Source organism: Paenibacillus abyssi (assembly GCF_014640295.1).
Lineage (GTDB): Bacteria > Bacillota > Bacilli > Paenibacillales > Paenibacillaceae > Paenibacillus_D > Paenibacillus_D abyssi.
In genome coordinates this window covers 280091-298781 of the sequence record NZ_BMGR01000005.1, presented here as the reverse complement: position 1 = coordinate 298781, position 18691 = coordinate 280091, and the positions used below count along the sequence as shown (strand labels likewise).

Annotated in this window: 16 protein-coding genes; 9 read left to right on the top strand and 7 right to left on the bottom strand. The window is 48.8% G+C overall.

Going from position 1 to position 18691, the window contains the following annotated elements; translation table 11 throughout:
- Window positions 1-114 precede the first annotated feature (114 nt).
- The 3 genes from IEW11_RS09865 (at window position 115) to IEW11_RS09855 (ending at window position 3181) form a co-directional block, all read left to right on the top strand.
- A complete protein-coding gene (locus tag IEW11_RS09865; RefSeq protein WP_188530883.1) occupies window positions 115-1407 on the top strand; it encodes an ABC transporter substrate-binding protein in 1293 nt (430 codons plus the stop codon).
- Window positions 1408-1485: 78 nt separating this feature from the next.
- Complete coding sequence (locus tag IEW11_RS09860) at window positions 1486-2370, top strand: carbohydrate ABC transporter permease (RefSeq protein WP_229725099.1); 885 nt, start codon at window positions 1486-1488, stop codon at window positions 2368-2370.
- Window positions 2371-2374: 4 nt separating this feature from the next.
- Complete coding sequence (locus IEW11_RS09855) at window positions 2375-3181, top strand: carbohydrate ABC transporter permease (protein WP_188530882.1); 807 nt, start codon at window positions 2375-2377, stop codon at window positions 3179-3181.
- Between the two features lie 178 nt (window positions 3182-3359).
- On the opposite strand, the gene ptsP is transcribed toward IEW11_RS09855, so the two are convergent.
- The 7 genes from ptsP to IEW11_RS09820 form a co-directional block, all read right to left on the bottom strand.
- Window positions 3360-5099 (bottom strand): phosphoenolpyruvate--protein phosphotransferase, encoded by a 1740-nt coding sequence (gene ptsP, locus IEW11_RS09850; RefSeq protein ID WP_188530881.1) that lies wholly within the window; start codon window positions 5097-5099, stop codon window positions 3360-3362.
- A 36-nt stretch (window positions 5100-5135) separates the two neighbouring features.
- The gene (locus IEW11_RS09845) at window positions 5136-5408 is read right to left on the bottom strand and encodes an HPr family phosphocarrier protein (RefSeq protein WP_188530880.1); all 273 of its coding nucleotides are present in this window, start codon (window positions 5406-5408) and stop codon (window positions 5136-5138) included.
- Window positions 5409-5434: 26 nt separating this feature from the next.
- On the bottom strand, window positions 5435-5887 hold the full coding sequence (locus IEW11_RS09840) for a PTS sugar transporter subunit IIA (protein WP_188530879.1): 453 nt from the start codon (window positions 5885-5887) through the stop codon (window positions 5435-5437).
- Between the two features lie 78 nt (window positions 5888-5965).
- Window positions 5966-7339: a PTS fructose transporter subunit IIC gene (locus tag IEW11_RS09835; RefSeq protein ID WP_188530878.1), complete on the bottom strand. Its 1374-nt coding sequence runs from the start codon at window positions 7337-7339 to the stop codon at window positions 5966-5968.
- 30 nt (window positions 7340-7369) lie between these two features.
- Window positions 7370-8317, bottom strand: coding sequence for a 1-phosphofructokinase (pfkB, locus tag IEW11_RS09830; RefSeq protein ID WP_188530877.1), 948 nt, complete (start codon window positions 8315-8317; stop codon window positions 7370-7372).
- The gene (locus tag IEW11_RS09825; RefSeq protein WP_188530876.1) at window positions 8314-9099 is read right to left on the bottom strand and encodes a DeoR/GlpR family DNA-binding transcription regulator; all 786 of its coding nucleotides are present in this window, start codon (window positions 9097-9099) and stop codon (window positions 8314-8316) included. The genes pfkB and IEW11_RS09825 overlap by 4 nt, the downstream gene beginning before the upstream one ends.
- 241 nt (window positions 9100-9340) lie before the next feature.
- Window positions 9341-9841 (bottom strand): tyrosine protein kinase, encoded by a 501-nt coding sequence (locus IEW11_RS09820; RefSeq protein WP_373289318.1) that lies wholly within the window; start codon window positions 9839-9841, stop codon window positions 9341-9343.
- 188 nt (window positions 9842-10029) lie between these two features.
- Between IEW11_RS09820 and IEW11_RS09815 the strand changes: the two genes are divergently transcribed.
- From IEW11_RS09815 to IEW11_RS09790, 6 genes are all read left to right on the top strand, one after another.
- On the top strand, window positions 10030-10320 hold the full coding sequence (locus IEW11_RS09815; protein ID WP_188530875.1) for a YerC/YecD family TrpR-related protein: 291 nt from the start codon (window positions 10030-10032) through the stop codon (window positions 10318-10320).
- A 4-nt stretch (window positions 10321-10324) separates the two neighbouring features.
- Window positions 10325-11104 (top strand): sirohydrochlorin chelatase, encoded by a 780-nt coding sequence (locus IEW11_RS09810; RefSeq protein WP_188530874.1) that lies wholly within the window; start codon window positions 10325-10327, stop codon window positions 11102-11104.
- A gap of 31 nt (window positions 11105-11135) precedes the next feature.
- Window positions 11136-12050, top strand: a complete 915-nt coding sequence (locus IEW11_RS09805) for a diacylglycerol kinase (RefSeq protein ID WP_188530873.1) — start codon at window positions 11136-11138, stop codon at window positions 12048-12050.
- Window positions 12051-12243: 193 nt separating this feature from the next.
- Complete coding sequence (rlmD, locus tag IEW11_RS09800) at window positions 12244-13764, top strand: 23S rRNA (uracil(1939)-C(5))-methyltransferase RlmD (protein WP_188530872.1); 1521 nt, start codon at window positions 12244-12246, stop codon at window positions 13762-13764.
- 925 nt (window positions 13765-14689) lie between these two features.
- Window positions 14690-16504, top strand: coding sequence for an ATP-binding protein (locus tag IEW11_RS09795; protein ID WP_188530871.1), 1815 nt, complete (start codon window positions 14690-14692; stop codon window positions 16502-16504).
- Window positions 16504-18438, top strand: a complete 1935-nt coding sequence (locus IEW11_RS09790; protein ID WP_188530870.1) for an ATP-dependent nuclease — start codon at window positions 16504-16506, stop codon at window positions 18436-18438. Before IEW11_RS09795 ends, IEW11_RS09790 begins: the two co-directional genes overlap by 1 nt.
- Window positions 18439-18691: the final 253 nt, after the last annotated feature.

Below are 18691 nucleotides of genomic sequence, written 5' to 3'. Positions count from 1 at the left end.
CAAATTAATAACGGGAGGGGATGCTTTTGGCCGATTGATTCCCTGGCAGCATACAAGCAAAAGCGATTTTTCGATTTGGGCATCATTTCATTCATATGAAAAGGGGAGACCGAAATGAAAAAGAGATTAGGCTTCATGTTAACGTTGGTACTTGCATTCTCGATGCTGCTCAGCGCATGCAGCGGTGGCGGCAGCAGCAACTCGGAAGGCGGCTCGGCTGACAGCGGGAAAATCACCTTGTCCTATTGGACGCTTTTTACCGGCGGTGACGGCGAGAACATGGACGCTCTTATTGCTGAATTCAACAAAACGCATCCGAATATCGAGATCAAAAATACAAAGCTTGAATGGGCTGAATACTACACGAAGCTGATTACGGCGGTCGGTAACGGCAACGGACCGGACATCGGCATCTCGCATACCTCCCGTCTGCCGGACCTGATCGAACAAGGCGTTGTGACCGAGCTTGATAGCGTTGCGGACGCAGCAGGCATTGAATGGAGCACCTATAATCAAAATCTTCTGAACGCAACCGTAGTTGACGGCAAGCATTATGCCATTCCGATCGATACACATCCTTTCATCATGTATTACAACAAAAAATTGCTGCAAGACGCGGGACTGCTCGGCGAAGACGGCAAGCCGGTATTGGAGCAGTCGGCAGAAGGCTTTGTGACATTCTTGTCCACGTTGAAAGAGAAGCTGCCGGCGAACATCACGCCATTTGCATTTGAGAGCAAAGACCATGATCCGTTCCGCCTTTGGTGGTCGCTGTATACGCAGCTGGGCGGAAACGATATCATTTCCGACGACCTGAGCAAGGTACAGCTTGACGAGGCGAAGGCAACGCAAGCGGCTCAGTACATGCAAGACCTGTATTCGAATGGCTTCATCAAAAAGAATGATCCTGATTTTTACAAAACGTTCCAAAGCGGAGCGGGAGCGATCATGATGACCGGCGTGTGGGCAACCGGCACCTGGGAATCGACGAATGGCCTTGAGTTCGGCGCCATGCCGATTCCGAAAATTTTCGATCAGGAAGCGGCATGGGGCGATTCCCATACGATCATCCTGCCGGTGACGAAGGACGAGGATGCTGCAAAACGGGAAGCTGCGATCACCTTCGCCGACTGGATTGCCGACAATGGGCAAATCTGGGCAAAAGCCGGTCATATTCCTTCTAAGCCGTCCGCGATCGAAAAACAAGAGTTTAAGGATATGGATTACCGCAGCGACTATGTATCCGTTGCTGATACGGTGAAATTCAGTAAGCCATCCACTAAGAACTGGCAAATTCGCGATCTCGCGGTCATGAAATATTTGAATGAAGTGTGGGCAGGCAAAATGCAGCCGGCGGATGCGGTCGCCAACATGCAGCCGGAAATTCAAAAGGTTCTCGACCAATAAACCGTTTGTGAGGTTCGGGCAGCAGCTTGCAGCTCAGACTGCAAGCTGCTGCCCGAGTAACGAGAAGGGGTGAATCGCGTGAAAGTGAACAAGTGGAGAGCAGATATGCAAGCGCTTATATTTCTGCTTCCCTTCTTATTTATATACGTTTTATTTACGATCTGGCCGATGATTAAGGGCGTCGAAATGAGCTTTTATAAATGGACGCTGATCCGAAAAATCGAATATGTTGGCCTTCAAAATTATGCGAATATGCTTCAAGATTCGGCTTTCTGGTCGTCGGTGTGGCACTCTTTTCTGTTCGTCGTGCTCACTACGCCTACCATGATCGTGCTGGCGATTATACTGGCTCTGGTAGCGAACCGGAAATCCCGCTTGCAAAAATTTTACCGCAGTGTCTTCTTCCTGCCAAGCGTATTGTCGGTGGCGGTTGCTTCTTATCTCGGTTTATTTATCTTCCAGCCTTATACCGGTTTATTGAATTCGCTGCTGCATCTCATTGGGCTGCTTCCCGGAAACGAGGAAATTTTCTGGCTGAGCGAGACAAGCCTGGCTTGGATTGCTATTACACTGCTGACCTTATGGTGGACTGTCGGTTTTAACTTTATCCTCTACCTGTCTGCGATGCAGGATATTCCGGAAGATATTTATGAAGCGGCCAGGCTCGACGGGGCTAGCGACTCCCAAATCTTTTGGCAGATTACGCTTCCGATGCTGGGCGGGATCACAAGAACGATTACGATGCTGCAGATTATCGCTTCCTTTAAAGTGTTCGTACAAATTTACATCATGACCGGCGGGGGGCCGCTCGACTCCACAAGGCCTGTCATTCAATACATCTGGCAAATCGGTTTCCGGCAGAATGACCTTGGTTATGCTGCGGCGCTGTCGTATATGCTGTTTGCGATCCTGCTCGTACTGTCCGCGTTTCAGTATTGGCTGAATAACCGGAAGGGGGAGTAATGAGATGAAGTGGATGATTCGACTGGTTTCCATGCTGCTGGCTTTGGTATTTGTTTTTCCGCTGATCTGGATGCTTGTTGTGTCGGTGAAGCGGGAGGGCATGGGAGTCACCTCGCTGCTCGACTGGTTTACTCCGCCTTATTCGCTTGATGTCTATGGAGAAGTGATCACGCAAACGAAATTGACACACTGGATTTGGAACAGCTTCTTCGTCGCTGTCTGCGTCATGATTCTGACCGTCTTAATATCGGCTATGGCTAGTTATGCGATGTCGAAAATCAAATTCCGGTTCAAAACGTTCATGTTTTTCTTTATTCTGGCAGGGCTACTGATTCCAGGTGAAGCGACCCTCATTCCTTTGTATCAGGTAGCGAAGGATGTTGATATTCTTAACTCCTATGAGGGGCTTATATTTCCGGTGCTGGCTTCGCCTTTTGCAATTATCATTCTGAAAAGCTTCTTTGATGGGGTCCCGAACGATCTGATCGAAAGCGTCCAGATCGACGGTGGCGGAATATGGCGCGTGTTTTTCAGCATTATGCTGCCGCTGACTCGTCCCGCCCTGGCTTCCATTGCGATTTTGACATTCATCGGCTCTTGGAACAACTTCCTCTGGCCGTTCCTGTCCGTCACGGACGATAACCTGTTCACGCTGCCGGTTGGTATTCCGACGCTCATGGACCAGTATACGGAGGACTACGTGAAACCGATGGTTATCAATACAATTGCATCCATCCCGATCATCGCGCTGTTCCTGATCTTTGAACGCCAGATCGTCAAAGGGATCAGCATGTCGGGGATTAAGGGGTAAGTTTATTCGACATGGACCCGCTCAAGCCGGCATGAGCTGGTGAAGTGCGGAACAAGATGGGGTGCGCAAATGCGCCATGCAGCAAAGCACAACGAATAACCTGACGGAGACCCGCCAGGTTATTTGTTCGTTTATCGGCATTATAATAGTATCGGCAATTATGGGCGATTAATGAAGCTTATTCGTTCAAGAAATCCGCAAGAGCTTGTCTGATCTCGGCAGGGGTGTCCAGCTCGAGGATTTGCCCGGTTAGAGCAATGCAGGCGCTGCGATCGAGCGTGGTGATCGTTTGTTTGACCTTTTGAATCGCAGTAGGCGACATGCTCCATTCGTGCAGGCCCAGACCGAGCAGCAGAGGTGCTGCGAGCGGATCGCCTGCCATGCTGCCGCACATGCCGGTCCATTTGCCATGGCGGTTCGAAGCGTCAATGACCTGTTTGATCAATTGGATGACAGCAGGATGGAAATAATCGTATAGATAAGACACTTTCTCGTTCATCCGGTCAACCGCTACAGTGTACTGTACCAGGTCATTCGTGCCAATGCTGAAGAAATCCACTTCCTTGGCAAAGCGATCCGCCATCAATGCAGCCGAAGGAATCTCGATCATGATACCCAGCTCAATTTTATCGGCCATGGACACGCCTTCATCGGTGAGCTGCTTTCTTGCTTCCTCATACATGCCCTTGGCTTGTCTCCACTCTTCCAGGCCGGAGATCATCGGGAACATGATCTTCAGCGGTCCGTGCGCGCTTGCCCGCAGGATCGCCCGCAGCTGAGTCAGCAGCAGTTCTCTACGGTCCAAGCAGAGGCGAATCGCGCGATAGCCGAGGAAAGGGTTCATCTCCTCAGGCAGATCGAGATAAGGAAGCTCCTTATCGCCGCCAATATCCAATGTGCGGATAATGACGGGGCGTCCTGACATCGCTTCCGCTGTTTTGCGGTACGCCTCATACTGTGTTTGTTCACTCGGCATTTCCAATTGGCTCATGAACAGGAATTCCGTACGGTACAAGCCGACTGCTTCCGCGCCTTTGCCCGGCAGTCCTTCCGCTTCCTCAGGCGTTCCGATGTTCGCTGCAATCTCCACGGTAAAGCCGTCGGTTGTGACCGCCGCACGATCCGCATAGACCAGCAGCCGCTCACGCTCCGCTTCTTCCGCCTGCAGCTTCTCAAGATAAACATCGATGGTAGCCTGATCCGGATTCATGATCACTTCGCCCGTACTGCCGTCCAGCACTAACTCATTGCCATGTGCGATCTGATCCAGGGCATCGCCGATTCCAAGAACCGCGGCAATGCCGAGCGAGTTGGCAAGAATTGCCGTGTGCGAGGTTTTGCCTCCGATCCGAGTGACAAAGCCAAGGACCAGCTGCTTATCCAGCTGCACGGTGTCGGATGGGCTCAGGTCGTCAGCTACGATGATGACCTGCTCGTTGATATCGCTCAGCCGGTTGCCTTGGTGCGACACAAGCTGTGCCATCAAACGGCTGCCCACGTCGCGCACATCGGCTGCGCGTTCACGCATGTATTCGTTGGCCATGCTTTCGAATAAACCGGCCACTTGATTTACAGTGCGGTGAATCGCCGTTTCAGCGCTCCAGCTGTCATTTTGAATGAGCTTTTGCATCGGCGGGTAGAAGGAAGGGTCATTCAGGAAGCTGACCTGTCCTTTGAGAATTGCCGCTTTTTCTTCGCCTAGCGTCTCCTGAGCACGAATAATGAGCGCATCCAGCTCAGCGATACAGCGCTCTTTAGCCGTTTGCAGCCGTTCCAGCTCTTGCTCGGGATGATCGGTCTTTTTCTCCATATCCGTCTCACTGCTTAACCGAAAGGGGCTGTACACAAATGCTTTGCCGATTCGTACGCCCTCGGATACGCCGAGCCCCTGGATATGCTTCTCTGCTGTTTGTGTCATGTCGATATCCTCCAAACTGCTTGAATTACGATCCGATTAAGCCTCGCCAAATCCGCTTGCGACCAGCTCAGCCAGCTCAGTGACGGCTTGTTCTTCATCGGAGCCTTCCGCCTGGATGGTGATGACGGCGCCTTTTTCCAGGCCAAGGGTCATTAAGCCCAGGATGCTTTTCGCGTCTGCCTCAACCGTTGTTCCGTTTGGTTTGACTAGGATCGTGGCTTTAAAGGTTGCTGCTTTCTCAGAAAATAACTGTGCCGGACGGATGTGGAATCCGGAATCGTTGGCAATGGTAACTTCTTTTGAATACATATCGATCGCTCCTTTATTGACCTTATTTAGATGGTTTCGAGCAAGGCGGTTAATTGCGACGCGTTCTGCACAGCCATCAGCTGCTCACGGAATTCGGAATCGATCAGCTTACGGGAGAGTGCGATTAATATTTTCAGATGGTCGTTGCCTGCCGCTTCCTCAGGAACAGCGATCATGAATACGGCTTTAACCGGTTCGCCGTCAAGCGACTGCCAGTCGGTTGGTTCGGACAATTTGGCAAAAGCAAGCCCGGCTTGCGATACGCCGCTTGATTTGCCGTGCGGGATGGCAACGCCAAAGCCGATGCCTGTGGAGCCGGTTTGCTCGCGTGTCAGTACAGCGTCAAGATAAGCTTGTTTGTCCGAGAGGCAGCCTGCGGCTTGCAATCCGTCGATCATCGCTTCGATGACCGCATTTTTTTCGTTCGCTTGAAGAGGGATAAAAATCGATTGCTCGTGTAAAAGTCCTTGGATATTCATGGTTTATTTCCTCCTTTTGGTTAGGGAGGGGAGATTACGCTCCCCTATCATATAATTACCTGTAATTATAGCGTGGAATCAGTTTTTCACTAACGGTTTTTTGAGCAGGGCCAGCATCAGGGCGGTGACTACGGTTCCGATCACGATCGCCAGGAAGTACATGCCCAATTGACCGACCGCATTCGGAATCGGAAGCACGAAGATCCCGCCGTGCGGCGCGCGCAGTGTAGCGCCAAAGAACATCGATAATGCACCTGTAACTGCTGAGCCGACCATGATCGATGGAATAACCCGGAGGGGGTCGCCTGCAGCGAACGGAATTGCGCCTTCTGTGATAAAGGAAATCCCGAGTACGGACGCCGCTTTACCGGCATCGACTTCTTCTTTTGTAAACTTGTTCTTCGCGATCAGCGTAGCCAGCCACAGGCCAAGCGGCGGTGTCATACCGGCAGCCATTACGGCAGCCATCGGACCATAGATATCACTTGCGAGCAGGCCGACTGCAAAGGTGTAAGCCGCTTTGTTCAGCGGGCCGCCCATATCAAACGCCATCATGGCGCCCAGCAGCAAACCGAGCAGAATTGCATTTGTAGAGCCAAGCGATGTCAACCAGTTCGTCAATCCGGTCATTGCTGCGCCAACCGGTTTGCCAACGACATAGACCATCAGTAAGCCGGTAATGGCCGAGGCGAGAAGCGGGATCAGCATGATCGGTTTCAGGCCTTCCAGGTTGCGGGGCAGCTTGATGAACTGCTTCAGATACTTCGCTGTGTAACCGGCGATGAATCCGGCCGCGATCCCGCCGAGGAAACCTGCCCCGGTGGAAGCTGCGAGTGCGCCGCCGATCAGGCCTGGCGCCATACCCGGCTTCTCTGCGATCGAGAAGGCGATAAATCCGGCAAGAATGGGAATCATTAAGGTGAATGCGGCGCCGCCAATTGTGCTTAATGCGGCTCCTATTGTTCCTTCTTCCGCACCGGCATCTATACCGAAGAAGAAGGAGAAGGCGATTAACAGTCCGCCGGCAACAACGAGCGGCAGCATCGCGGATACACCCGTCATCAGATGTTTGTATGCGCCTGTGCGGGAAGCGCTGCGCTTCGCCTTCGCCTCTTCAACTTGCTTGCCTAAGTCGGCAGGGGCGGCGGCTTCCTTGTTCAGTGCTTCCTCCAGCAGGCCGGCCGGGTTCTTGATCGCTTGGGCGACCGGGACCTTCACAACAGGCTTGCCTTCGAAGCGGCTTTCCAGCACATCCGTATCTGCGGCGACAATGATCGCATGCGCTTCAGCGATCTCCTGATCAGTGAACTCGTTTTCTACGCCGACTGCACCGCGAGTTTCTACTTTCAATGAAATGTCATTCGCCTTTGCCGCTTTAATCAGCGACTCCGCAGCCATGTAAGTATGGGCGACACCTGTCGGACAGGCGGTGACGGCAAGTATTTTTTTCATGACTTGATCCTCCTCTTATTAGGCGTTTCTTTATGGATAACGTTTAATGATGACATCATCAATTCGAGCCTGGACCTCTGGCAGCGAGCATACCTGCGTTCCCGGCTTGGAAGCGGTAATCGTGCCGGCCGCAGACGTCCATCTGGCCGTTTGCTCCAGCGAGAGCTCCTGCAGGAAGCAGTAGACAAGTGTCGCAACCATGGAATCTCCCGCGCCAACCGTGCTCATCGGCGTGATCGGGAAGGGCCTTGCCCTAACTGCCTCTGTACGGCTGACCAGTAAGGAGCCTTCGCCGCCCATCGATACGGCGACATATTCGATGCCACGCTCGATCAGCGCTCCGGCGGCTGAGATGATCTGCTCGTCGGTCGTAAACGTCCTGCCGGTGAGCATTTCTAATTCGTGAATATTCGGCTTGATCGCAAATGGGATCGCTTCAATGCCTTGCTTCAGCGCCTCGCCGTCGGCATCAAGAATGGTGCGTACCTGCTTGTTCTTCGCACTCTCGATCAGTGTGCCGTAATAATCCGCCGGCGTGCCGGGCGGGAGGCTTCCCCCCAGAACGGCGAGGGAAGCGCTGCTCAGCTCCGCTTCGAAGCGGGCGATAAAGTCCTGCAGCTTGCTGCTTTGCGCGGTAATGCCGGGTTCATTTAATTCTGTTGTCTGCTTGGTTTGCTCGTCGACAACCTTGAGGTTGGTCCGGGTCTCGCCTTCCGTGTCGAGAAAGACAGAGCGGATGCCAAGCTTTTTCAGTTTTTCCTGAATCACTTGGCCTTGAAAGCCGGCGATCAATCCCATTGCGGTAACATCAAGCGAGAATTGCTTCAATACTTTGGCGACGTTGATGCCTTTGCCGCCTGCATCGGTGCGCATGTCTTTAATCCGGTTCAATCCGCCGTATTCAAAACGCTCGATCGTAACGGTCTTATCCAAGGCGGGGTTGAGCGTGACGGTAATGACAGGTGAGTGCTGCTTCATAGCGAGTCACCTCCATTCGGAGCCAAGATGACGTTGACACCCGTCGCTTCAATGGTGTTGACGGCTTCCACCGAGATCCCGTCGTCTATAATGCAGTGATCAATATCGGATAATGGGGCCACACGGGCAAAGGATACTCTGCCGTACTTGCTGTGGTCCGCCAGTAAAATGACTTGCTTCGCGGAATGAACCATCCGGTTCTTCACTGCGGCTTCGATCATATTCGGTGTGCTGAGGCCAATGCCCGGATCGATGCCGTTGGTTGCGATGAACGCTTTGTCCACATGAAGCGATTCGATAGCCCTCTCTGCCAAAGGCCCGACCATGGCAAGCGTCTCGGGGCGGAGCGTTCCGCCGGTGAGCATCAGCTCGATGTTTTTCTGGCTGGCCAGCTCCTGCGCGACCATGACCGAATTGGTCACAACGGTCAACTGCTGGAAGCCCTTGAGCAGCTTGGCTAGATGATACGTCGTTGTGCCGGAGTCGAGAAGAATCGTATCTCCTTCCTGGATCAGCTTCGCCGCGGCTCTTGCAATCGCCAGCTTCTGCTGCTGAAAGCGGTCTTCCTTTTCCACGAATGGAGGTTCGATGTTGTCATTTTGTAGTGCGACTGCACCGCCGTGCGTTCTGCGGAGAAACTGTTCCTCTTCCAAATCCCTCAAGTCTCTGCGTACGGTCGATTCGGATACTTGAAAGTGTTGGGCTAATTGTTGAACTGATGCGCGGCCGTTCATCTGTACGTAGTCCGCGATTTTCTGTTTGCGTTCTTCTTCATATAACATAGGGGAACTTCTCCTTTGCTCGGAAATGCTCATGTATGATCATTTTCGTGATTTTCGGGAATGAATGTGACTGTTTGTTCTTGAATATGATTATATATGATCATTTTTATGTTGTAAAGCGCTTTCTGGTGGAAGTTTATGATCATATGAGCATAACTTGTCCAACTTGTGAATGGATATGTGGAGGAATGACGAAAAACCCGACGGATGCGGGTTTTTGTCGTTAAGATAAGTGAATTGACTATCGGCGGCCTCTTCTGCGCCTTCTGTCTGGGCCCTTTCTGCGTCTGGTCGAGCCGGAACCGCGTCTGCGGCGGCGCCTTCTGCGCCTTGGCGGGCTCCAATCATCGCCACCGGATTTGGCCGCAGCGCCCTTCTTGCCAAAGGAGCCCATAATCAATTTGACCATTGGCGCGATCTGCTGTACGCCGGCTACCACTTTTTGTACCTTGCCCATGGTGTTGATAATGCCGTCTATGCCGCCCATACGATCGATGATGCCTTTGAGATCGTTGAGGTTCTTTAATGAAAAACCGCTGCCGGCGGCCGCGCCGGTGCCTGTCGCAGCCGGGATCACTTCAGGCATGCCGACCGGCGAGAGCTGAGTGGGCATCGCCTGTGTGGGCGTCAGCGATGAACCGCCGCCTCCGCCGAAGAAGGAATCGGCAGCGCCAGGGTATGTCTGCTGTCCGGTGAATGGCTGGGAGAAGCTTCTCACGGACGGGTTCGAGCGATAATTCAAACGGATCACAACCCTTTTTTTTATATACTGTATGTGGTGGGCAAACATAAGGATTGGACGAATGTCCCGATTCGGCAGGAAATGAATATTTCCTTTTATCCTGTAAAGCGTGAATACGGTAATGCTTGAATAATAGGCATAAAATCGATACAATAAAGGAATATCAGTTCTCATAGGGGTGACTTGCAATGCAGCTTAAAAAGCTTGATGATAAAGCAATCGATCAACTGTTCGAGGCGGTACTGACGCTTAAGACAGTGGAGGAATGTTATATATTTTTTGACGATCTGTGCACGGTCAATGAGATTCAATCGCTGTCACAGCGGTTGGAAGTAGCACGTATGCTCGGAAAAGGGTGTACATATAATCAGATAGAGGCGGAGACCGGCGCGAGCACCGCGACGATCTCCCGCGTGAAGCGCTGCCTGAACTACGGCAACGACGGTTACAAATTAGCGTTAGAGCGGTTGGGGCGCTAATCCGATGAAACCCGGCGTGCTTGTTATCAGTCACGGTTCGCGTGAGGCGCAGTGGGTGGACCTGGTTGACGCCGCAGTGCAGGAAGTGCGCTGCCCGGCGGGAGTACCGATCGTATCCTCGTTTCTCGAGATTGTCGAGGGGCGGCTTATTCAAGATGGTATTGACCAATTAGAGGCGGAAGGCGTAACGGACATCTACGTGCTTCCGCTGTTTGTGTCTTCCGGCAGTACGCATATTGACGATATCGGTCAGGCATTCGGGCTTGCGCCGGTGTCAGAGCAGCGGGAGGGCGACCTCGAGCGGTTCACGATTCGGCAAGCCAGTATTCATATGGGTCAGCCGATCGATGATGATCCGGAGATTGCGCAGCTGCTGCTGCACAATATTAAGGATTTGTCTGCTGCGCCGGAGAGGGAGTCGATCCTGCTCGTGGCGCACGGCAGCAAGGAAGCGGTATTCTACGGGCGCTGGCGCAGCGGCATGCGGCTGCTCGCTGAACGCGTGCGCAGCTTGGGCGGATTCGCGCGGGCGGAGTCGGCGATGCTGCTGCCGAATCAAGCGGCCTGCGTCATGCGCGCGATGCAGCGTAAGCATCCGGAGCAGGCGGTGATTGTGGTGCCGCTGTTCTTGAGCGTGGGATATTTTACAGGGACAGTCATTCCAGAGCGGCTGGTCGGTCAGGATTATCGATATAACGGCAGGGCCATTCTGCCGAATGCATTCGCTTCGCGATGGATGGAGCGGCAGATTGCGGAGTGGCTGGAAGGGTTAATGGTGGAATAAAGAGCTCATATGTGTGGGGGGTAGCGATGAAATGGCCATTAAACGGGCAAGATTGATTTATAACCCGACTTCGGGAAGAGAAGAGATGAAACGGCGACTGCCGGATATTCTGCAGCGGCTAGAGCTGGGCGGCATCGAAACAAGCTGTCATGCGACATCCGGAGAAGGCGATGCGACATTGGCTGCTGCCGACGCGGTTGAGCGGAGCTTCGACATGATCATCGCTGCGGGAGGAGACGGCACGTTGTATGAGGTTATCAACGGAATGGCGGAGCGCGAACATCGGCCGCCGCTGGGCATCCTGCCGCTGGGAACGACCAATGATTTTGCCCGGGCGCTGGGCATCCCGAAGCATTGGGAATATGCGTGCGATCTGATCATCCAGCAGTATACGCGCACGATTGATATAGGCAAGGCGAACAACCGGTATTTTGTGAATATTGCCGGCGGCGGTTCCTTGACCGAATTGACGTATGAGGTGCCTAGCAAACTGAAGACGATGATCGGCCAACTGGCCTACTATATGAAGGGCCTGGAGAAAATGACGCGGCTGCGGCCTACCGAGCTGCGCATTCAGGCTAACGGAATCGAGGAGATCCACGAAGAGGTCATGCTGTTCCTCATCTGCAACAGCAACTCCGTAGGCGGCTTCGAGAAGCTGGCACCGGAAGCGAGCCTGCAGGACGGATTGTTCGATGTCGTTGTGTTGAAGAAATGCAATCTTCCGGAGTTTATCCGGATCGCCTCGATGGCGCTGCGCGGCGAGCATCTGAACGACCCGCATATCCTGCATTTTCAGACGAACGAGCTGAAGATCACGACACCGGGTTATGTGCAATTGAATCTGGACGGCGAATACGGCGGCACGCTGCCGTGCGCGTTCAAGGTGCTGCCGTCACATCTGCCGATCTTCGTGGATGAGTCGGGGGCTTCTTCTTATCATTAATGAGGCAGAGGGACGGAGTTTTCGGGGATATGGAAGTGGAGCTTTCGTGATAGACAAAGAAGGAAAGAGCGGACTGCGCGCAAGCGGTCAGGTAAGATAACAGGAAATAGAGTACGAGTAAGCGGATTGAGTGAAAATAAAGCGAAATAGTAAAACTTGCAGCATGGTGCAAAATTGATATCGGAGCGTTCATATGAGCATACCAGTGAGTAAAAATGATATCGTCACAACCGACATCATCGGTTTGACACACGACGGAGAAGGGGTAGGCCGTGTGGACGGCTTTACCCTTTTTATACAGGGCGCGCTGCCGGGCGAGCGGGTGTTGGCGAAGGTGCTGAAGGTGAAGAAGCAGTACGGTTATGCCAAGCTGCTGGAGATGATCACGACGAGCCCGGACCGCGTAGCCGCGCCGTGCGAGATCTACAAGCAGTGCGGCGGCTGCCAGCTGCAGCATATGGATTATGCCGCACAGCTGCGCTGGAAGCGGCAGCATGTCATCGATAACCTCGAGCGGATCGGGAAGCTTAAAGTGACCGGCGGCAAGAGCGATGGAGCCGGGGAAGTGTTGGCTGAGGGGCGGAGTGCAGATGGCTTGAGTGGCAGCGAAGCCGGGCCGGGAGTCATTGTACACGACACCTTGGGGATGGACGAGCCTTGGCGTTACCGCAATAAGGCGCAGGTGCCGATCGGCATGGCGATGGCCGCGTTGGATGGCGGTGCAGATGGCGGATATGTGGATGGGACGCCGGCGGAAGGCAGCAGATTAGTAGGCGGATTCTATGCGCGCGGTTCGCACCGGATCATCGACATGGATGCCTGCCTGATCCAGCATGAACGCAATGATGAAGCGGTGCGGATCGTGAAGCGGATCGGCAGCGAGCTTGGCGTCACGGCTTACGATGAAGAGAGCGGTGGCGGCCTGCTGCGCCACGTTGTCGTGCGGATCGGCTTCGTCAGCGATGAGACGATGGTCGTTCTCGTCACGAATGGCAAGAAGATCCCGCAGGTTGAGCGCTGGGTGGAAGGCATCCGTGCCGCTCTGCCGAATGTGAAGAGTATCGTGCAGAATATAAATATGAAGAAAACAAACGTTATCTTCGGTGATGAGACCAAAGTGCTGTGGGGCAATGAAGTCATCTATGATGAGCTGGACGGCATTCGCTTCGCGATCTCTGCGCGTTCGTTCTATCAGGTGAATCCTGCGCAGACTGTGGCATTGTACCGCAAAGCTGTGGAGTATGCCGGATTGACCGGTAAAGAGACCGTTATCGACGCGTATTGCGGTATCGGCACGATCTCGTTGTTTCTGGCGCGGCAGGCCGGACAAGTGTATGGCGTGGAGATCGTTCCCGAGGCAATTGAAGATGCGAAGCGCAATGCCGTATTGAACGGCATCGATAATGCTTCGTTCGAAGCGGGGCTGGCCGAGGTCGTCATCCCGCGCTGGCGCGAGGAAGGCATCGTGCCCGACGTCATCGTCGTCGACCCGCCGCGCAAGGGCTGCGATCAGGCGCTGCTCGACACGATCCTGAAGATGCGCCCGGAGCGGGTGGTCTATGTGTCATGCAACCCCTCGACACTTGCAAGGGACTTGCGGGTGCTGGAGGACGGCGGGTACCGGACGGTAGAGGTTCAGCCGGTGGATATGTTTCCACATACCGTTCACGTAGAATCTGTGGCTCTGTTGGTGTGGAATGGTACAGAAGGCTGAGATTGCAGTGGTGGAGCGGGTTTGGGGAGTAGTACAGATGGGATGAATATATGAAACAGAAGATTAAAAATGATAGAGTTGACTGATTGTTGACGAAATTAATAGATTAATTGGAGATCCCTAGCGAATCAGGAGTTTTCAATTATTGGGACAGGAGTTCGACTCCCATCGCCTCCATACTGAAAACCCGCTCCTGGAGCGGGTTTTTGCCTTTTTATAGGCAGTTTAGTAGACCGATCGTAGACATCAAAAAAGTGGTGATTATTGACGGTAATCTTGTAGACAACATGTCTACAAGACCACGATTCCAAATCTACATAAAACATCGGCACATGTGGAGTGCTGTGTGTTACTAGTAAGGAAGTAGTAGTTAAGAGCTGAATTCACCTATTAAATTAAGAGTGTTAGAGCCTAAGCTAGTCAGCGTTTGGGCCTTCTTTATGAGGAGAAAATTTTCAGGAAATGGAAGGGAATTGAAATTATTTGGCGAATTATTTCGAATATAATTGATGAATCGGAGATAATCTTGAATGACTAATATATTTATATGGAAAGAGGTGATGTGCAAATAAATCAAGATGTAAATATAAAATAATCATTTTGGACTGCTGTTATTCGGGCAAATTTGGTGAATCACCGGTTGTAAATAGTAATGAATCTACACTTGGTGAAGGCGTAACGATCATGACTGCGAGTTCAAGAGATGAAGTAGCCACGGAAAGCAATGGATAAGGCCTTTTTACAAGTCTGTTTTTGCAAGGTTTGAGAGGTGTTATTGCGCTTTAATCATAATCTCACATGATATTTAAAATAGTCATAAACAGGTCATTTGGGGTATGGAGATTTCCACCTATGATAAGGATCCAGTAATTATTAATCGAATTCCTTGTAGCACTAACTTGAATGTTGGAGGAGCGTGAATAATATGGATATATTAATGAAAGGTAAGCCTTTTGGTCAAATTGTTTCTATTACAGGAATGAGTGTGACCATAGAAATATATCAAGATGTGCTAAGAGATAACTTGGAACAAGAAAAAGTTCTAGAAGCAGGAAAAAATATCAAGCTCAATGTAGGAACAGTTGGAGACATATTTCTAATTGGTGGACCGTCAACTCATAATGTAATACATTTTGGCATATTTGAAGAAATTAAGTTGGTTTCATCATTTGAGCAAGATCCGAATAGTATCCAAATGAGTTTTGAACCAAGAAACAAAGCTCTTGCAGTTGCAAAAGTAATTGGTTATCAAGCTTTAAGTGAAAAAAACAAATTAAAGTTTATGCGTGGAGCGGGACATTATCCAAAGTTTAATGCAAAGTGTCATTTGTTATCTCCTGAGGAGAAGATGCAGCTTTTTGCATTAGATGAAGGTGCAGGAATAACTATTGGAAAAGCTTCTGGAGTACAAGAAGAGGAAGTATCTATTCATATAGATAAGTTTCTAGGGAAACATTCTGTGATATTGGGCTCAACAGGGTCAGGGAAATCATCAACTGTAGCAAGTATCATGCAAAATATTCTAAAAAATCATCCATATAGTCATGTTGTGTTTTTTGACCCGCATGATGAGTACGGCAATGCTTTTCCAAATAATGTTGGCGGCTTTAAAGTAAATAAGATAGAGTCTAAGAATCTTTACATTCCGTATTGGCTGTTAAATTTCGATGAATTTCAATCTGTTTTTCTAGGTGAAGTGGATCCAAACAAGAATAGCAATGGTATCCGTATCCTAAAGGAAGTCATAGTATCTTTAAAAGAGCAAGAACATAATAAGGTGAATTTGACAGTTGGAGAGATTAAAAAAGTTAACATTAATGCTCCGCTATATTACTCTTTTATAGATGAATTATTACCCACTTTGCTAAAGTTAAATAAGAAAACTATTTGGAGTTCAGATAATGAGCCTGCTATTGACATAGAAACTGGTGAATTTTTACCTAGTTCAGGCAATACTAATGTTCTTAGGGACGGTAAGAACGACAAGGTTCATCAAGATAAAAACTATTACGGAGAACTTGATCAAGTAATTGAAAAATTACAAAGTGTATATTCTGATCGACGATATCAATTTTTGTTCTCAGAGAACTATGACGTATCTACCGCATTCTATGCATTTATGGAGAGTTTATTGTCCGTCCCATCTAGAGGAGAGACAACGCAACTAACTATATTTGATTTATCGACACTACCTTCAGAAGTTATGCCAATCATTATCGGGGTCATATCTCGTATATGCTTTGAGTATAAGTTATGGGATCCTAGCCCAAAGAGACTACCATTATATCTTGTATTCGAAGAGGCTCATAATTACATACCCAAAGAATCAAACGCTACGACACGACTCCCGAAAAAGTATTTGGGTAGAATTGCAAAAGAAGGACGGAAATATGGAATAAATCAGCTTATAATTAGTCAGAGACCATCTGATCTTTGTGAGACGATTGTATCCCAGTGTTCAAATTTTTTTGTTTTACGGGTGACTAATCCTAATGATCAATCTTTTATAAATCAAGTACTCCCTGATCATTTAAACACACTGTCTGGCATGATTCCATTTTTCCAGAATGGGGAGTGTTTGGTTGCTGGTGAATGTGTCACTATACCTACGAAGGTTATTATCACTCCTCCTCATCCTGAGCCTAATTCAAGTGATGTTGAGTTTAGTTCGGTATGGAAAAGAAAGCTTGAAGAATATAATGTGCATGACACAATTCATCGTTGGTGGGATGTTGAATAATGTCGTATTTTATCAAGAAAATTACCATTGAACATTATAGAGGATTAAAGAATAAACAAGTTCTTTTATTAGCAGAGCAAAATCACGCAACCTTTATTGTTGGACCTAATAATTCGGGAAAGTCACTATTGGGAAGGATTGTTCGCATTTTTCAATACGGTTTGGATGGACAGGTCAAAAATACAATGAGATTTGCTGCGGAGAAGATAACAGATAATGATTATTATAACTTAGATACGAACAAGCCTATCGTTATAGGGTTTACTATTGAAAATACAGCACTGACACAGTATCAAGACCCTAAATTGAATAAATTGGTAAAGTTTAAAGAAACAGAAATGATCATTCAAATTCATAAAAGCGGCAAGTTGTATTTAGGAAATATTTGTGTGGGTATAGATGGAATCCGATCTCATGAAGTGACAAATACAACAAATCAATCTCTTGATATAACGTTCAATCCAGAATTTTTAAGCAACTTCGGGATTAACGATGAAGAAGTTGAAAAGATATGCAATGCTTTATATAGCATATTGCAAGGAAGTATACTTGTGTTTGATCCTATTCGGGCTTTTGATCGAGCTGGTGATGACAGTCTGACTGTTAGTGGGTATGAACTTGTAAACTGGCTGAATGAGACAGAACACCTTTCTGAGAAAAGAACAGCAAAAGATAAAGTTAAGCAGTATATTGAAAAGCAGCTTCATCTGGATTCACCAGTTGCGGTATCATCAAATGTTAATCAAAAAGAACTTATCTTCACGTTTAGTGGAAATATGGAATTGTCCTCTAGAGAAGTCGGGACAGGGTATACGATGTTGTATATCTTGTTAATGGAACTTGTTCGTAACAGAAAGTTACTAATAATCATTGATGAAATTGAAAGTCATCTACAACCTGGTCTCGTAAGAGAAGTGATGAAGGTTATAAAACAAATAGGAAATGCTCAGTTTATTATTTCCACCCATTCACCCATTGCGATAGAAACAGCGACTGAAGAAGATTATTTGTATCGCGCTCAAAAAACTGATGGAGTATGTTCATATAGTGGTTTTTTTAAACATGTAGGTTCGGATCCTTCAGGGGCTAGAATTGCCCGGGAGATTTGCAATGAATTAGGAGTTATTCCAGGTGATGTTTTGTTAAGTAATTGTGTTATTTGGGTGGAGGGGCCGTCTGAAGTTTTTTGGCTACGAACTTGGATTAAAACTTATAGTGAATATCTTGTTAGTCAGGGTAAGCTGAACTCATATTTACTGGAGGGTCTTCATTACTCACTACTAATGACAGGCGGTAGTACAATCTCTCATTACTCATTTGAAGAAGATATAATTTCAATTACCGATATTGAAGAAGATACATTGTTAAAAGTGCTCAAAGTAAACCCGAATCCTTTTGTCATGATCGATTCTGATCGTACAAATATAGGCTCTCAGAAGTACAAGCGATTTATTAGAATTGCAAAAGAGTTGAATAGACAGAATAAAACGCACTACCTACTAAAGGATTCGGTTGTTGACAATGAAATGAACATTGAACATGAACTTGATATAATTCCAAATATTTGGATTTTAGCAGGGAGAGAACTGGAGAATTATACTCATCCTGAACTTATGAAAAACTTTTACTCACAAAGAGAGAAGCATCCTGCATCTAAGATAACAGGTTCTTCTTTTGTAACAGATTGGGATGTGTACTCGAATTCTGAAGGGGCTGGACGCATACTAGAAAATAGAGGACTTAATGGAGTAGCAGCAGAAAGTGGTACTATAAAGCACAAGGATGAACTTGCTAGATACATTTATAATAACTTTGAAGTTAAACATTTATTAAAGCAAAGTATTATCCCGCAGCCCAATTCTACAATGATAGATGATCTTACCAAAGGTTTAGATAAAATCATTGCTTATATAAAAAAGGTTAACTACTTATGAAATTTCCAAATGTTAATTTGATTAAGCAGGGTTTTATCGAACTTTATTTTGAGTTCTCTACCATTTTTATAATTACATCGTGTGCAATCCTCCAAGGCCCCGCCAAACAACAAATATGAAGCACGCCATTCACTGGCGGCTTTTTTTTGCAGCCGGACAACCCTGCACTGGCTAAGTCTGACGACCCGCCGCTGGCGCGTCTTAAGCCAGTGAGGGTTCGTGAATACAAAGACGTTATTCGAAATACTCGAGA

Excerpts from the sequence above, each read along its gene's own strand:
- IEW11_RS09825 (WP_188530876.1), bottom strand. The coding sequence starts at position 9,099 with ATGTTATATGAAGAAGAACGCAAACAGAAAATCGCGGACTACGTACAG.
- pfkB (WP_188530877.1), bottom strand. The coding sequence starts at position 8,317 with ATGAAGCAGCACTCACCTGTCATTACCGTCACGCTCAACCCCGCCTTG.
- IEW11_RS09795 (WP_188530871.1), top strand. The coding sequence starts at position 14,690 with ATGGATATATTAATGAAAGGTAAGCCTTTTGGTCAAATTGTTTCTATT.
- IEW11_RS09810 (WP_188530874.1), top strand. The coding sequence starts at position 10,325 with ATGAAACCCGGCGTGCTTGTTATCAGTCACGGTTCGCGTGAGGCGCAG.
- IEW11_RS09845 (WP_188530880.1), bottom strand. The coding sequence starts at position 5,408 with ATGTATTCAAAAGAAGTTACCATTGCCAACGATTCCGGATTCCACATC.
- ptsP (WP_188530881.1), bottom strand. The coding sequence starts at position 5,099 with ATGACACAAACAGCAGAGAAGCATATCCAGGGGCTCGGCGTATCCGAG.
- IEW11_RS09790 (WP_188530870.1), top strand. The coding sequence starts at position 16,504 with ATGTCGTATTTTATCAAGAAAATTACCATTGAACATTATAGAGGATTA.
- IEW11_RS09805 (WP_188530873.1), top strand. The coding sequence starts at position 11,136 with ATGGCCATTAAACGGGCAAGATTGATTTATAACCCGACTTCGGGAAGA.
- IEW11_RS09855 (WP_188530882.1), top strand. The coding sequence starts at position 2,375 with ATGAAGTGGATGATTCGACTGGTTTCCATGCTGCTGGCTTTGGTATTT.
- IEW11_RS09840 (WP_188530879.1), bottom strand. The coding sequence starts at position 5,887 with ATGAATATCCAAGGACTTTTACACGAGCAATCGATTTTTATCCCTCTT.
- IEW11_RS09835 (WP_188530878.1), bottom strand. The coding sequence starts at position 7,339 with ATGAAAAAAATACTTGCCGTCACCGCCTGTCCGACAGGTGTCGCCCAT.
- IEW11_RS09865 (WP_188530883.1), top strand. The coding sequence starts at position 115 with ATGAAAAAGAGATTAGGCTTCATGTTAACGTTGGTACTTGCATTCTCG.
- IEW11_RS09815 (WP_188530875.1), top strand. The coding sequence starts at position 10,030 with ATGCAGCTTAAAAAGCTTGATGATAAAGCAATCGATCAACTGTTCGAG.
- rlmD (WP_188530872.1), top strand. The coding sequence starts at position 12,244 with ATGAGCATACCAGTGAGTAAAAATGATATCGTCACAACCGACATCATC.